Raw genomic sequence first — 16,688 nt, forward strand, 5'->3', positions numbered from 1 at the left:
ATTAATTTATGTAGAAAGCAGGCGCTTGATGAGCAAAAACAATAAGCAAAACGTATTAATTCAAAATATACTCAATAAAATTGGTGGATCAGATAATGTTAAAGACGTTTATAATTGTGCCACAAGAATGCGATTAACTTTATTTAATTCAGAAATTGTAAAAATTAATGACTTAAAAACAATCACAAATCTTAAAGGAGTTTTGTGATCTAATGGTGAACTACAAATAATTATTGGTCCGGAAGTTTCTGTTCTTACAGATGCATTTAAAGTTTATATTCAAAAAAATATGGAAAAAAATTCTCAAAAATACAATCAACAATTTAAAACTACTAACCAAATAAATTCAACTGCAAATAAAATACCAATATGAAGAAAATTTTTAAAATCCGTTTCAGCAATTTTTGGACCTCTTATTCCTTTTTTGATTGGTGTTGGATTAATAATGGCATTACAACAATTCTTAATCAGGACAGGCGCAGCACATGCGATTGAAGATAATGGTGTTTTAGGTAAGGATTATAACATTTTTGATTATGTTTTAAATGTAATTGCAGGTACAGGCTTTAAGCTGATGGGTGTCATTGCTATTTGATCAACAGTCAGATATCTTGGAGGCAAAACACCAATTGCTTTAGCATTAGGTTTAATTATGATTTCTCCAATTATTCCAGAAGCTGGAATTCATTTAATGACATTGGGTGATTGAAATATTAATCTTAAGCCATTTTATTCGACTATTTTAGTTTTTATTTTAATGGGTGTAATTTTGGCGAATGCACAAAAATTAATGGACAAGTATTTTAACTCTGTAGCAAACTTTATTTTAAATCCATTATTAAATCTACTTATAGGAGGACTTTTAGCATTTTTTTTTATGGGTCCAATTATGGGTGTTATAGAAAACGCTTTATTAACTGCCTTCAATTGATTTATGACCTTGCCTTTTGGTTTGGGTGCTTTAGTTGTAGGTTTAACTTGACAACCATTAGTTGTTTTGGGGGTTCACAACATTTTATTTTTTGCGGCAGTAACCGACATAGTCTCAAATGGAAATCCTTCAATTTTTTTGGCGGCAGCATTTGCTGCAGCATGAGCTCAAATGGGTGCAACTCTTGGTGTTGCACTTAGAAGTAAAAAATCCATTGATAAATCAAGTGCTATTGCGGCTGCATTGCCAGGAATTATTTCTGGACCAACCGAATCTTGCATTTATGCGGTCAATTTGCCAAAAGGTAAACCATTCATTACCGGAGTGATTGCCGGAGGTATTGGTGGATGAATGATAGGTATTTTTGGAATAAATCTTGATAATTTAGCTGGACTTGGAGGGGTTGTTGGATTTTTGGCTTACACAGATGATTTGTGAAAAGCTATTGTCATTGATTTAAGTTCATTAATTTTGGGTGTCCTTATAACAATTTTGTTTTGAAAGGAAGAAAAAACCGAACAAGCTTTAATTTACAAAATAACAAAGCAATTTAATAAAGCAGAATTTTTAAATAGTAAAAATGATTATCAAGCAAAAGAAATTATTAAACTAATAGAACAAGAAAATAAAAATAAAGACAAGGAAAAACTAATTAACAAAATTAATTTAATTAAAATAGATTTAATTAAATTTGATCCCTCACTCTCTAAAGTAATCGACATTGTAATAGAAAATATCAAAACAAACAAAATAGATAATAATTCTAAAAAAGAATTAGTTTTTAAATTAAGTTCTTTAAAAACAACAAGACAAACAAAATTAAATGAAACATATCTTGATTTAAAAAAATATATTAAAACTTTGAAAAGTCTTTCAGCTAAATCGAATAAACTATCTACATTAACTATCAAAAAAGAAAATTTAGAATTTAAAATAAATAAGATTTTTGAAATTAATGAAGCAAAAAATGCCAGTTTATTTAACAAAGGTAATAAACTTTCTAATTCAAAAAATATCAATAAAATAGCTAAGGGAAACCAAATGATTGAACTTTCCAAAAATTATGATTCTAGTTTTAAAAAAATTACTTCTATTAAAAATAAAATTTTAGAAATCGAAAAACAACTTGTAGAAGCAAATGATTTTTTGTCAAAAGACACAAAAGATATTTACAAAAATATCGAAAAATACATAAATAAAATTCAAGAAATTAAAAAAACAAAAATGAATTTATATAAAGATCAATATTTTAATGCTATTCACAAAGTTGAAATAAAAAGCAATTTTATAGAACCTAAATGTTTTTAAACATAAAATACAAAGAGAAAAAGGTGGAATTTTAAAATGAATAATATATACATAATTTCTTTAAGTCCTGCAATTGATTACATTTTAAAATTTGATGAATTAAAAAAAGATGAAACTAACCGACCAAAAGAAACAGAAATTTATCCAGCAGGTAAAGGCATACATATTTCAATGATTTTAAATAATTTAAATATTGCTAATGAATCATTAATTTTTTCAAACGGAGATTTTGAAAAATATTTTTATAATAATTTAAATAAACTAAAAATCAAATATAAAAAGTTTAACGCAAATGGCGATATAAGAATTAATATAAAATTAATTGATCAACATCAAACAGAATGCAGTGTCTCAAGTCCATGCATTGAAATAAATGAATTAAATAAACTAAAGGAATACTTAATTAAAAATATTAGACCCAACGATTATGTAATTGCAACAGGAAGTATTCCCAAAGGTGTTGATTCAAAAATATACGGAGAAATTGTTGAATTGACAAACTCCTTAAATGCCAATTGCATCGTGGATGCATTTGGTGATTCGTTAAGTTATGCAATTGAAAAAAAACCTTTTCTAATAAAACCCAATATCAAAGAACTTAGTTTAACTATTGGTAAAAAAATTAAAAACAAAAACGATTTATTGTTAGCTACAAAACCTTTATTAGAACAGGGTGTAAAAAACATTCTTGTTTCAATGGGTTCTAAAGGAGCTGTACTTATTAATGATCAAATCTCAATAAAATGTTCAATTGGTAAATGGAATAAAAAACTAGTTAATGCTGCAGGTGCTGGAGATAGTATGATAGGTGGGTTTTTGAGTGAATTTATACAAACGAATGATTACGAAAAGGCGCTTAAAATGGGAATAGTTTGTGGTAGTGCAACAGCATACTCTAACAAAATAGCTTCTGCTGAGCTAATTAACGAGCTAGTTTCTTCAATTGATGATTTAAGAATAGAAAATTTATAATTTATAGCACTAGTTTTACTAGTGCTATTATTTTTTTGAGATTTAAAAAAGCACTGACGTGCTTTTAAAAATTTAGAATAAAATATTTATTTCAATGTGTTTAAAAACTTAATTACATCGTTGTAGTTTGGTTCGTCTCCAGCTGGAGGATTAACGATTTGTTCGTAAATTATTTTGTTGTTTTCATCAAGAACAATTACAGCTCTTGCTAGCAATTTGATAAAATCTATTTCAAATCCGGTTTGTCTCCCATAATCACGATAGTTAGCATCAGATCATAGCAAATGATTTTTGGTTTTAAATGAAGCACAAGCTTTTTTTAAAGCAAATGGTAAGTCCCTTGAAATTGTAATTAATTGAAGATTATTGTAGTCATTGCCGATTATATTATTAAATTTTTCTGTTTGTAAAATACAAATACTTGTATCAACACTTGGAACAGAAGAAATTAATTTATATTTTTTATTAATATCTTTTAATTCAACAGTATTTAAACCTTCGTCCATCGCTCTAAAATTTGGCAATACATCGCCTAATTTTAAATAGTCTTTTGTTATTAAATCATAAACGTTGTCTTTTAATGTTTTATTCATAAAATTTCACCTCTTTGAAGTATATTATATCTTTTTAAATTCAATATTATATTTTGGATAAACAAATAAGTGCTATTTATAGAAATATTTTCCATTTATAATAGCACATGTGGAATTTTTTAATCAAAAATAACCATTTTTACTGGGTATTTTAATAAAATATTAATGTTTAGTTTTAAATTTGAAAGCATTTTTTATCAGATTTTATCTAAATAAATTTTTCCACATAGTTTTACTAAAAAAATGACAAAAAATAATAGACAATAAAATAGAGAAAGGAAATTAAGAATGAAGAAACTTTTAACAATTCTAACATCAGTTTCAGTTCTGGCAGGTAGTGTCACAAGCGTTATATCTTGTACTGCTCCTAAATTAGCTGAAGGACTACCCGGACAACGAGTGGTTATCATAACTGATGGTGGAAACATTCGGGATAAATCGTTTAACGAAAGTTCTTGAGAAGGGGTTATTGACTACGGAGGCCAAATTGGTGAAAATGTTGATGATTCCGAACTTGTAGGAACTGGTTTAACTAAAGAAGACCTAAATTATGAATCATCAAAACTAGTAAAAGTAATTGATGGAGTAAAAGACTATAGTGATGCTAAGAATTCAAGCAGAAACTATGTTGAGGTTGCCGATAAAAGTCGTAATGGATTTTACTCAGCTTATAAAATGGCACTTTATAAGCAAACTGATGCAATGTTGTTATCGGGGTTTGGACACACCGACACCATTGATGAATTATCAAGACTAATGGGTGATAAAACAATTGTTTTATTAGATTCACAAGTTGATTACAGTGGTGGCAAATATAAAAATGTTATTTCAATCATCTTTAAATCAGAACTTGCAGGTTTTGCAGCTGGTTGAGATGCATTAATGTGAGCCAATGTTCCCAAACTTGATGATAAAGGAAATTTCAAATCAGATAATTTAGAACTTCAAGGAGATGCCAATGGTGACGGGATTATTACTCTTGGATCTTTTGGTGGAATTTCAATGAAATTAGCAGTTGATAACTACATTTGAGGATTGCTTGCAGCTGGTGAATTGTTTAATGAAACAATGGCCGGACAAGAAGTTACATTAAAAGATAATTCCGGAGTAGAAAAAAATTATAAATTGCCAAAAGTTGCTTATGGCAATTTAGAAGGTTCTAAAGAACTGCCTGATGGACCTCTTGCAAGTTCAGCAACAGATTCTGCATGGTTTTCAAATAATTTTGATATTGGTGGAGCTGAAAAATCAGGAGTTGTCCCTAAACTATTTAAAAATAAATCAGATATTATTTTCCCTGTTGCAGGACCACAAACTAATGACGTTATTGGTCACGAAGGTGGGGGATATAAACCATTCTTAATTGGAGTTGATACCGATCAAATTAAAACTGTTGGTAAAGACACGGGCACTGAAAATAGATTTATTACAAGTGCTATTAAAGGAATTGCAACAGCAGCTGTTGATGAATTAAAGGCAGCAAGATCGTTGAAAAAAGCAGAAATAGTGACCCCTAAAGGTCCAAAAATTATTAATGTTAATGATCCTAAAAAAATTCATGATGGTCAATTAGCTGAAACCAATACTGATTGATCTGTTTCAATTTCTAGAAATGCAGATCAAAAATATTCATTAGGACAAAACCTAGCAATTAAAGCTGTTGATTATTCAAAAAATATTGGAAAAATATTATACACAAGTTTATCTGATGAAGTTACCGGATTTGCTAGTCTTAAAAGCGGGGATATAAGAGATTATTTTACAGGTAAATCAATCAAAAACGCAATTAAAGGAGCTTTAAATCCATCTACAGAAAGTGAAATTCTAAACAAAAAAGATGCTCAAACTATTTCGGTTGATTCAACAATTGAAAATGATGGAATTGACGGTTTAGTTTCATACTTTAACAGATTACTAAAACTAGATTTTGGAGGTACTGAATAATGCCATTAAAATCTAAAAAATATAATTCAGAATACGCAATCGAAATGGAAAAAATCACAAAGAGTTTTCTTGGTGGTTCAATCATTGCTAATAAAGATGTTGACATTAGTGTTAAACGCGGTGAAATTCACGCATTGGTTGGTGAAAACGGGGCAGGTAAATCGACATTAATGAGTATTTTGTTTGGTTTATATCAACCAACGAGTGGAATCATTAAAGTTAATGGGAAAGAAGTTGTAATAACTAATCCAATTAAAGCAAATAAATTGGGAATCGGAATGGTTCACCAACATTTTAAACTTGTTGATGTTAACACAGTTTGAGAAAACATTGCTTTAGGGTCAGAAATTACAACAGCCGGTTTCATTTTAAATAAAAATAAAATTAAAACAGAATTAACAGAAATTATGAACAAATATAATCTTCATGTTGATCTTGAAGCTAAAATCGAAAAAATCTCAGTAGGAATGCAACAACGTGTTGAAATTTTAAAAATTTTATATCGTAAAGCAGATATTTTGGTTTTTGACGAACCAACAGCAGTTTTAACCCCTCAACAAATTGATGGGTTGTTAAATGTTATGTTAGATTTGAAAAAAGATGGCAAAACAATTATCTTTATTTCTCACAAAATTGATGAAATCAAAAGAGTTGCTGATACAGCTACTGTCATTAGACGCGGTAAAAAAATCGTTGATATTAATGTAAGTGATGTTAAAGGAAACGAAATTGCTGAAGCAATGGTTGGCCGTAAACTTGTTGAAATTAAAAATCCTCACACTAAACCATTAACCAACGTACCGCTTTTAGAAGTGCTTAATTTAACTGTTAAAAAAGCATCAAATCCAAAAATTAATGGTTTAGAAACTTTTAATTTGGTTGTTAGACCAGGAGAAATCGTGGCTGTAGCTGGAGTTGAAGGGAATGGTCAAAAAGAGCTAGTCGAGGCAATAACTGGTTTGTCAAAAGCAACTTCAGGAGGAGTTTTATTCAAGGAAATTAATGTTCTTGATGGAAACATTGCTCAAAGATATGATTTAGGAATGTCACATATTCCTGAAGACCGCCATAAATATGGAATGTTGCTAGATTTTACAGTTCAAGATAATATTGTTTCACAAGAAATTAACAAAATACCATTTTCAAAATTTGGCATCATTAATAAAAGAGCAATTTCTCGTTATGCGCAAAGCGTAATTAAAGACTTTGATGTTCGTGGGAGCAGAAACGGATCAGCAATAGCTCGCGGTTTATCCGGAGGTAACCAACAAAAAGTTGTTGTCGGTAGAGAAATGCGAAAAGAACATGATTTACTAGTTGTTGTTCAACCAACTAGAGGATTAGATATTGGAGCGATTGAATACATTCATTCAGAAATTTTAAAAGAAAAAGCTGAAGGTAAGGGTATTTTATTAGTATCTTACGAGCTTAATGAAGTAATGGCATTAGCTGATAGAATTGTTGTTTTAAACGATGGTAAATTAGTTGGTGAAATTGCGGGGGCTGACGCTAAAAAAGAATACATCGGAGCTTTAATGGCAGGGCAAAAAATGGAAGGAGTTAAAAAATAATGACACTAAAACAAAGGCTTTGAGTTAGTTCAAAACAAACAAAAGAATTTTTAACTTCTAGCGAATTCAAAAACAAAAATAAATATATAAAAGGATCAGTTTTAGCAATTTTATCAGGATTTATTGTTGCTAGTTTAATTGTTGCCTTTTTAAATGTTAATCCATTTGTTTACTTTGGAAAATTATTTGCTGTTGCATTTAACCCATTATATCTTGATGCCACTTTAAACTGAATGGCTGTATATGTAATTGCTGGATTAGCTGTTGCGGTTGGATTTAAATCGGGCGTTTTCAATATTGGAGCACCAGGACAAATTCTAGGAGCTTCAGGAATGTCAACGGTTGTTGTATGAAGTATTTTAGATCCTAGTGCAACAACAATGAGTGGAGGATTAATTTTTCTTGTATTTTTAATCTGTGTTATCACGGCAGCTTTTTTGGCATTTGTTGCCGGAATCTTAAAAGCACTATTTAACATTCACGAAGTTGTAACGACCATCTTAATGAATTGAGCTGTTTGATATTTATTTAAATATGTATTTATGACATATGGTGCTAAATTTGGTTCAGTTTTAGCAGGAAACTCTAAAGCAATTCCTGAAGGTATGTTTAATATTAATGGAAGTTCAATTTTAATTCCGTTATTAATTGCTTTAGTTGTAGTTATTTTTGTAGCTGTTTTGTTTGCAAAAACAACATTCGGATTTAAATTAAAAGCTGTAGGGACATCTGTTCCTGCTTCTAAATATTCAGGGATAAACGTTAAGAATAAAATTGTAGCAGCAATGACATTATCAGGAGCATTAGCTGGAGTTGCTGCATTCGTAAGTATTATGACTGTAAGTCCAAACACATACTTTGGTTCTGATAGTTTGCCAACATTCGGATTTGATGCAATTGCTGTATCTCTTGTAGCTTTTAATAACCCGTTTGGAATGTTATTTGTTGGATTGTTATGAGGTATGATTCAAACAGCTGGAGCACCAATTTCTTCACTATTTGGAATTCCAACTCAAATTAGTGGATTAGTTTCAGGGATCATTATTTACTTAGCTGCAATTTCAGCAATATTCATTAAATTTGAACCTTGAAAAATGTTGAAACTGCAAATTTATATTTGAAGAAGTGGTGCAGAAAGAAAACTGCTTTGAAAATTAAGATGTCAACGAAATCGTTTTTGATTTAATAGGATTGTTACTTGTGTTGATAAGGATTACAAAGCTAATTTAAATAAATTATCTGATAAATTAGAAATTCGAAACTTTAAAGAAGAATATAAAACTAATTTGACTATGAAAATGAATCATTTAAATGGTCAAATTAGAGACTTAAAAAATCTTATTTGAGATCAAAATACAAATAAAGGTTTATATGGAATTAAAACTAGATGCAAAAATCAAATTCATAGTTTAGATAATGAATCTTTAACTAAGATTGAATTAATAAATTTAGCTTATAGCAACTTTAAAGAAGATCTAACAAAAAACAAAAAAAATCAAATTCACAAAAAAGATTTAGCAATTAAAGCTGCCAAAAAATCATTAACAAAAGATTTACATGCTGCCAAAAATTGACGCGAAGGTGAAATTGGAATTATTACTTTAGAATTTGAATACCGTGATGGTGTCATTGAAATTAAAGGGGCAAGAGCAAAAGCTTTAAGTGTAATTAATGAAAAAATTACTTCACTAAAAGCTGAGTTGAAACTAAATATTGGAATATTAAAAAATGATAAATCAATATCTGCAGAAACTCGCAAAATAAAAATTAAAGAACTAAAAGATACTTATGTGACTGATTTATCAATTTTACATAACGATATGAAAACGATAAATATAGAAGCACAAGAAAAAATCAGTAAATTAAAAGAAGCAAAAGCAAAACAAATTTTAAGAGTTAAAACAGAAAAAATTCAAATGGATAATATTGATCTAAACTACGAAGGTTTAGTAAGAGAAGCAAAAGATAAATATGCTTCTACAATTGTTAAAATTAATGAACAATCTGAGATGGATAAAAAAAATATTGATATTCGTTTGAGTGAAACTAAAATAACTAAAGCAAAAAATATTTTAGAACAAATTGAAAATTCAATCTCTGATAAAACTCAAAATCAAAATAAAAATTATTTTGAAGAAAAATTGAAAAAAATTAATGAAGCTGTTGATGAGTTAAACAAAACATTGACTCCAAACATTATTGAAAATCATGACGATAATTGATCTGTTTATGAACGAGTTAAAATTGCTTTAGCATTATTCAAAATTAAAACAATTTTTGAAATTGGTCAAGAAATGTTAAATAACAAAAATGAAATCTTTAAAAATAAAGAAACTAAAGAATGAATTTTAAACGATTCAAAAATGGTTTATATAAAACTTCAACAAGAAATGAAAGAAAAATTTTCAAAAATTGGTCAAGAAAATGATTTAGAATCAATCAACAAACTTGTAGATTTACAAAAACAAAACGATGATGATTTTGAAAAATATATTTTACAAATTTCAAATAAGGAGGTTGCATAATGATAAGTATTATTGCTTGAACAATCGCGTTATGTGGTGTCTTATTATTAGCTTCATTATCAGGGTTAATGTCAGAAAAATCTGGAGTTACTAATGTTGGAGTTGAAGGAATGATGATTGTCGGAGCTTTGGTTGTCTCAATTATTGGAACCTTCGTTAATAAGGGTGGATCTCACAACTTATCGCAAATATGGGTTTTACCACTAGCTGGTTTAATTACAGGCATTTTTGCAATGTTGCATGCATTCCCATCAATTACTTTAAAATCAAATCAAATTGTTTCAGGAATTGCGATTAATATTCTTGCTTTAGGCTTAGGACTATTCTTAGCAACATCAGGATACTTTGGAGAACAATCAATGGTTATCTCTTCAAATTACCGTGGTATTTATCTAGATTCTAATGCTGAAACACCAGTTATCTCACTATGAGTATTTATTGCAGTTATTATCGCAATTGTTATTGCTCTATTCTTTAAATACACAAAACAAGGAATGAGATATGCAATGGTGGGAGAAAACCCAAATGCTATTGATGCTGCAGGAATTAGCGTTGCTAAATACCGTTATATTGCGGTTTTCATTTCGGGAGTACTTGCGGGACTTGCTGGGGGAGTTTATGTTCTAACAGTTGCCGGTGGAGGATTCTTCTCAGGAAATATTATGGGATACGGATTCTTAGGAGTTGCAATTATGATTTTTGGACAATGAAAAATTCATTACATGGCAATTGGAACAATTATCTTCTCATTCTTATTTGCATTCGGTCAACAAATTGGTGCTATCGCAACAATCACATGAGTCAAAAACTCAGCAATGTTGTTTAAAATGTTGCCATTCATTTTGACGATTGGAGCCATGATTGCCTTTTCAAAATCATCAAAAGCTCCTGCCGCCGTCGGTGTACCGTTTGATAAATCAAAAAGATAAATTTAATAGATATGAAAAAAATCTGAGTTTACTCAGATTTTTTTATATTATAAAAGTTCTATAAAATTTTTAAAAAAGATATTGTTACAATTTTTTAAATTGTGGTTATAATTTAATTAACAACTTAATAAGAAAAACTTATACATGGTAGCATAATGGGCTACTGACCCGCCTCGAAACCAATTTCGAGACTATAAGCAATAGTGGGGGTTTTTGTAAAAAAACCTTTTTTTCTTTATTTTTTTAGTTTTTTTATTAAGTTGGTGTTTTCTTAAGGAGGAATAAATGAAAAAATTATTATCAATAATTGGCGTATTTGGTCTGACAATTACTGCAGCAACTTCTGTTGTTGCTTGTGGTGGTGGTTCATCAGAAACATTTGAAATCGTATTTGTACCTTCAAATTCGACAACAACATTATTGAAAACAGTTAAACCATTAGAAGAAAAATTAGAAACACAATTAAAAGAAAAAGCTAAAGAAAGAAATACAACCTTTAATAAAAAAGTTAAAGTTTCGGTTTCTACAAGTTATGAAGCAGCCGGACAATCATTGAAAGCAGGCAAGGCGGATATAGGCTTTGTTCCTGTTGCTACTTATAATTCATATAAAGGTGAATTAATTAATTCAGGAAATTATGCAGGGACATACAGTAATTTGGGAATATTATCCCAAGCTTCTAGAGCCGGTATTATCACAGAATTTGATAAAGATATTACAAAGCCAAATTCAAAAGTGGATGCCAAAGTGTCTTTGGATGTAGCAAAAGAATATAACAAAAATATATTGAACAAGATCGAAAACACTAAATCAATTAGCGATATTAAGGATATGTATTTAAGTAAAGAAGAAGACCAAACGGTTGCATATTATAGATCATATATTTATATAAATAATTCTTATCTTCTTGAAGAAATAGAAAAAAATAATTGATCAAATGGTTTTGAAAATTGAACAGATGCTGAATATAAAAACAACATCAAAAAAATGATTGAAGATAATGGAAATGCATTTGCATTTGGTTCATCAAAAACATCTTCAGCCGGAACTTTAAATCCTTTATTGTGATTAAAAAATGTTTTGGGTTATGAAAATAGTGAATTAAAAGAAATTTATGAATCAACACTAACTAAGCAAGGTAGTTACCCAGAAGCTGCTAAAGCTGTTGCCAACGGAACTGTAAAATTTGCAGTGGGGTTTAGTGACATTAGAGGTGAACTTCCTGATTTTGCAGAATCTAAAGATCTTTTCAAAAAAACAACTGTGATTGGATTAGGTGAACAAATAATTAATGATGGTATTGTTTATTCTAGAAAAAGAATTCAAGACAGTGATTTTTTAAGTGATGTTAGAGAATCGTTTGTAGATCTTGTTAAAGATCCAGAAAACAAAAAAATATTTGATGTGTATAATCACTCAGGCTATGTCGTGCCAAAAGATTCAGAAAATGCAATATCTTGAGAAGCAAGTCAAGATCAAAATATACAAGATACAACTACTGCTGCAGAAGAAATGAAAGCTTTAATTAAAGATTGAAAATAAGTAATGATAAAATTTCAAAATGTTGAAAAAATTTGACCAAACGGTAAACATGTTCTAAGAAATATAAATTTAGAAATAAACGCAGGTGAGTTTGTTGCCATAATAGGTTTATCTGGGGCGGGTAAAACAACTTTGCTCAAAACTATAAATAAAGTTAATTCAATTAGTTCTGGGAATATAGATATAACTATGAACAGTGGCAAAAAATATGAAATTTCTAAATTAAAAGGCAAAAATTTAAGAGAACTAAGAACACAAATAGGATTAATGTCACAGGAATATAATAATATTGAAAAACAAACAGTTTTTAAAAATGTTCTTAGCTCTAAAGTTGCACAAATAAATATTTTTAGAGCTATTATTGGATATTTCTTAAAGAATGAAAAATTAAAAGCTTTGGAAGCTTTGTCTAAATTGAATCTTTTAGAATATGCATATGTAAGAGCGGGAAATTTATCTGGTGGTCAACAGCAGCGTGTTGCTCTTGCTAGAACAATTAATCAAAATCCGGAGATTATAATAGCAGACGAGCCCGTATCAGCTTTAGATCCGATTCTTGCAAATCAAGTAATGGAAGATTTTAAAAAAATAAATAAAGAGCTAAAAATGACAATAATAATTAATATACATCATGTGGATTTAGCTTTGAAATATTGCGATAGGATAATTGGTTTAAAAGATGGTTCAATAGTTTATGACGGAAAGCCACAAAATATTTCAAAAGAAGTATTGAAAATTATTTATGGCGGTAATTATTAATGAACAGAAGAAGATTTAACGCAATATTTAATCAAAAAGTTTTAAAAATTGATGGTAATTTATCCAAAAAACCTAAAAGATTGTTTTTTTGGACAATGCTTATTTTCACAATGTTTATTATAATTTTTTCCTTTTTTACACTTGATTCAAAATGGTCAGAGTTTTTTAGAGATTTACCCAATCTTTTTAGTAGATTAAAGGAAATGTTGCATTGAGATTGAAATGATTTCACCTCAACACAAAGCAATTCTGATCCATTCATAAAAATAGCTTTTCAATCAATATTGGAGACTATTTATATGTCGATAGCAGGTACATTTGTGGGCGCATTTTTAGCAATACCTTTTGCTATACTTGCTTCTTCAAATATAATAAAAAATAAGTTTTGAAATACTTTGTCAAGAACAATTCTTTCAATTTTTAGAACTATTCCTTCATTTGTATATGCTCTAGTTTTGGTTAGTTATTTCGGTCCTTCAACTTTTACAGTTATGCTTGCCCTGAGTATATTTACTTTTTCTATTTCTGGTAAATCTTTATATGAAAGAATAGAACAAATTGACACCAAACTATTTATATCAGCTCAAGCAACAGGAGCATCAAAATTTAAGTCGTTTATTATTTCTGTTTGACCTCAAATTTCACATCATGTTTTGTCGATTACCTTTTATTCCTTAGAGACAAATATTAGATATGTATCTATAATAGCCGGTGTAACAAATTTAGGTATCGGAAGACTTATTGATACTTCTATAGCATATGATGATTGAGGTCGAGTAGGATTCTTATTAACTTTATTAGTTGTCGTTATTTTAGTTTTGGAATTAATTATTTGACTAACAAAAAAATACATTATCGAAGATAAAGATTTTAGAATAGATCAAAAACTAATAAAAGCTAAAAACAAAAAAATTAGTTTCATAAATAAGCAAACAAATTTAAAATTTTATTTTGAAAAAGTTATAGCCAAAAACATAAATTCAGAAATTTTGAAAGAACAAAAAAATTCAAGTAGATATAAATCTTTAATTTTACAAAAAAGGCAAATGAAACATACTTTTTTTAAAGATTACAATCAAAAAGTTACAGAAGATAATACAAAATATAAAAATATTATTAAAAATCATATAAACGAAAATCTTTTTGCAAATGACAAAGAAACTGGAACTTTAATTAGAATAGATAAAATAACCAAAATAAAAACAAAACTAAAAATTGAAAAACTAAAAATTGCTGAGATTGAAAAGATTGAAGAAAAATTCTTGAAAAAACAAAGCGAAATTTTGCAATCTTTAACAGTGAATAATGTTTTTGGAAATGCTCCTAAAAAATATTTAAAAAAATTTATTTTATATGGAATTATGCTGCTTATTTTTGTTCTTTCGGTTTGAAATGTTAAATGAGATATTCCGAATTCAGAAACAATTCAACAAATGAACCGTGATTTATTGAAAATTTTTAACATAAGTTGATCTTCAATATTTACAACAAATGAAAACGCAACTTACAGCGTTGTTTATTTGTTAGCAGAAACGATTTCGATAGCAGTTGTAGGAACTTTTATAGGTGCTTTCATAGCTTACGTTTTTGGTATGCTATCTTCAGAAAAAATAACAAATAAGTATGTGGCTAGAGTATTTTTATTATTAACAACAATGATTAGAGCTGTTCCAACTTATATATATGCTCTTATTTTAGTAATTGTAATTGGAATAGGCCCCTTTACAGGAACCATGGCTTTAATAATGGGAACAATAGGAATGTTAACAAAATATAACAGAGAGTTATTTGATGATATAAATCAAAAAGTTGTTTTTCAATTAGAAGCAACAGGTTTGAATTGATTTGGCAAAATTAAATATGGCGTGATAAATCAAACTTCATCGTCGGCTATTTCAAATATAATTTATAGATTTGATATCAACTATAAAGAAGTTATTGTTTTGGGAATTGTTGGTGCTGGTAATATGGGTATTGTTTTAAAGGGCTATTTTAATGATCAATATTTTGCTGAATTCGGAGCATTATTACTGGGGATAATAGTTGTAACCTTGCTTATAGAATATGTTTCAGGAGCTTTGAGAAACAAAATCAACAATGAAGAAAACATAAAATGAATAGCGAAATTAATTAATTTAGCAAATCAGAAAATATTTATAATTTTCAAAGCAAATGAAAAAATGTTAAATCTAGAAAAAAAATTAAGTTTTGCTGAATCAAGTGCCTTGTACACTTATACAAATCAGCAAATATATAGTAGAGCAAAAAACATAAGCAAAAAAAATAAAACAAAATTTAATAAGGCATGAAAAATTGCCTATGTAGAATATTTTGATCTAGAAATTTCTTGAGAAATTCCTGTCGAAATTGTTTTTAAAAATCATATTTTAGAAATAAAAGAACTAAAAAAACAAATTAGAACAAAAAGGAAAAACTGAATTATTAAAACAAAATTAGAAGCTAAAAAAAATCTTTCTAACATCAAAAACGAAAGAAAAAACGCAAATGATGAAATTAAAAAAAATGAATTGAATAATTCAATTAGGTATACAAAAAATTGAAAGAAAATAAAATTAACAAACATTAATTATTAATTAAAATATATAAAAAAGACGCCCGGTCAAATACCCAGGTGTTTTTTTATATATTAGTTATTTTTTGTTTTTAAAATTTTATTAAAAAACGGTAAAGCAGTTTCTTTTAAATTACGCTCTCACATTCCGATTGATGATGAAGCAAATCATACTCCGAATTGAATCATCATGTTAACTGATATAATACCTTCAATAGCACCAGCATATTTGATAAAGTTAATGGCATCAACTAAAATTCAAGTAATAAATTGTTCGTTAAAGTTAACTAATTGCATTCCCCCACCGACAAGTCTAACACCACATAATAAACCATCAAAAATATGTTTTGCACTTCACAAGGGATAATTGTAATTAGGGTTAATTAATCACACCATTTGTGGAATAAACATTAATCATAAAAATACTGATAGGGCAGCTACAAGTAATATGGTTAATCAAAATGATAATTTAAATGTTTTTGAATAATTTCTAATTGAATTATGTTTAAACTTAAAAGTTATTAAATATCATCCCGGAATTGCAATTGCAGCAAGGATAATGTTTAGGAAGAAGTCACCAGCATAACCCATCATTAAAGCAAAAGGAGCATAAGCGGTTGCATTGATTAACAATCAAAAGAACTGTGATTTTTTATCATAAACAATTAAACAAACAGCGATCAATCCCGTAATACTAATTACACCATTTAAAGAGTAGAAGGTTGTGGCGATCATTGCCAAGTTTTCATCACCTCGTGCTCCTAGCATTGTTCCTACATCCATTGCTTTTCAATATTCTTGAACAGGAGAGAATCATCTTCCGATACCTTCAAAATAACTTGGATCAATATTTTCTGGAGTATATCCACTAATCGCAAAGAAGTTAAAAAACATAACTAAAACAGATCCGCTCAGCATCATTCATTTAAATCATTTTGGTAATGTTTTAATATCTTCAATAATCATTTTGATTCCTAAAAAGGAATATTGCGGATCTTTTAAATTCCGGTTTTTATTTATTTTTAATTCACTCATTTAAACC

General features: G+C 28.6%; 11 protein-coding genes and 1 riboswitch. Of the genes, 9 read left to right on the forward strand and 2 right to left on the reverse strand.

Annotated elements, in window-relative coordinates:
• The first annotated feature begins 28 nt into the window (after positions 1-28).
• The gene (locus tag ESOMN_RS00065) at positions 29-2,239 is read left to right on the forward strand and encodes a PTS transporter subunit EIIC (RefSeq protein ID WP_024863636.1); all 2,211 of its coding nucleotides are present in this window, start codon (positions 29-31) and stop codon (positions 2,237-2,239) included.
• A 36-nt stretch (positions 2,240-2,275) separates the two neighbouring features.
• Complete coding sequence (locus ESOMN_RS00070) at positions 2,276-3,211, forward strand: 1-phosphofructokinase family hexose kinase (RefSeq protein WP_034942414.1); 936 nt, start codon at positions 2,276-2,278, stop codon at positions 3,209-3,211.
• 86 nt (positions 3,212-3,297) lie between these two features.
• Here ESOMN_RS00070 and ESOMN_RS00075 read toward each other — a convergent pair whose 3' ends face one another.
• Positions 3,298-3,804, reverse strand: coding sequence for a thiol peroxidase (locus ESOMN_RS00075; RefSeq protein WP_024863638.1), 507 nt, complete (start codon positions 3,802-3,804; stop codon positions 3,298-3,300).
• 288 nt (positions 3,805-4,092) lie between these two features.
• On the opposite strand from ESOMN_RS00075, the gene ESOMN_RS00080 reads away from it, so the two are divergent.
• The 7 genes from ESOMN_RS00080 to ESOMN_RS00110 all read left to right on the forward strand — a co-directional run bounded on the left by ESOMN_RS00080 (position 4,093) and on the right by ESOMN_RS00110 (position 15,668).
• A complete protein-coding gene (locus tag ESOMN_RS00080; RefSeq protein ID WP_024863639.1) occupies positions 4,093-5,748 on the forward strand; it encodes a lipoprotein in 1,656 nt (551 codons plus the stop codon).
• Entirely contained in the window at positions 5,748-7,319 is a 1,572-nt protein-coding gene (locus tag ESOMN_RS00085) for an ABC transporter ATP-binding protein (protein WP_024863640.1), read from the forward strand. The genes ESOMN_RS00080 and ESOMN_RS00085 overlap by 1 nt, the downstream gene beginning before the upstream one ends.
• The gene (locus ESOMN_RS00090; RefSeq protein WP_024863641.1) at positions 7,319-9,844 is read left to right on the forward strand and encodes an ABC transporter permease; all 2,526 of its coding nucleotides are present in this window, start codon (positions 7,319-7,321) and stop codon (positions 9,842-9,844) included. Before ESOMN_RS00085 ends, ESOMN_RS00090 begins: the two co-directional genes overlap by 1 nt.
• The gene (locus ESOMN_RS00095) at positions 9,844-10,773 is read left to right on the forward strand and encodes an ABC transporter permease (RefSeq protein WP_034942417.1); all 930 of its coding nucleotides are present in this window, start codon (positions 9,844-9,846) and stop codon (positions 10,771-10,773) included. The genes ESOMN_RS00090 and ESOMN_RS00095 overlap by 1 nt, the downstream gene beginning before the upstream one ends.
• 136 nt (positions 10,774-10,909) lie before the next feature.
• Positions 10,910-10,972, forward strand: a riboswitch (nucleoside riboswitch).
• Between the two features lie 86 nt (positions 10,973-11,058).
• Positions 11,059-12,315, forward strand: a complete 1,257-nt coding sequence (locus tag ESOMN_RS00100; RefSeq protein ID WP_024863643.1) for a PhnD/SsuA/transferrin family substrate-binding protein — start codon at positions 11,059-11,061, stop codon at positions 12,313-12,315.
• A gap of 3 nt (positions 12,316-12,318) precedes the next feature.
• A complete protein-coding gene (gene phnC / locus ESOMN_RS00105; protein WP_024863644.1) occupies positions 12,319-13,074 on the forward strand; it encodes a phosphonate ABC transporter ATP-binding protein in 756 nt (251 codons plus the stop codon).
• The gene (locus ESOMN_RS00110; protein WP_024863645.1) at positions 13,074-15,668 is read left to right on the forward strand and encodes a PhnE/PtxC family ABC transporter permease; all 2,595 of its coding nucleotides are present in this window, start codon (positions 13,074-13,076) and stop codon (positions 15,666-15,668) included. Before phnC ends, ESOMN_RS00110 begins: the two co-directional genes overlap by 1 nt.
• Before the next feature lie 53 nt (positions 15,669-15,721).
• Here ESOMN_RS00110 and ESOMN_RS00115 read toward each other — a convergent pair whose 3' ends face one another.
• Positions 15,722-16,681, reverse strand: coding sequence for a nicotinamide mononucleotide transporter (locus ESOMN_RS00115; RefSeq protein ID WP_024863646.1), 960 nt, complete (start codon positions 16,679-16,681; stop codon positions 15,722-15,724).
• Positions 16,682-16,688 lie beyond the last annotated feature (7 nt).

Source organism: Williamsoniiplasma somnilux (assembly GCF_002804005.1).
Classification (GTDB): domain Bacteria; phylum Bacillota_I; class Bacilli_A; order Mycoplasmatales; family Mycoplasmataceae; genus Williamsoniiplasma; species Williamsoniiplasma somnilux.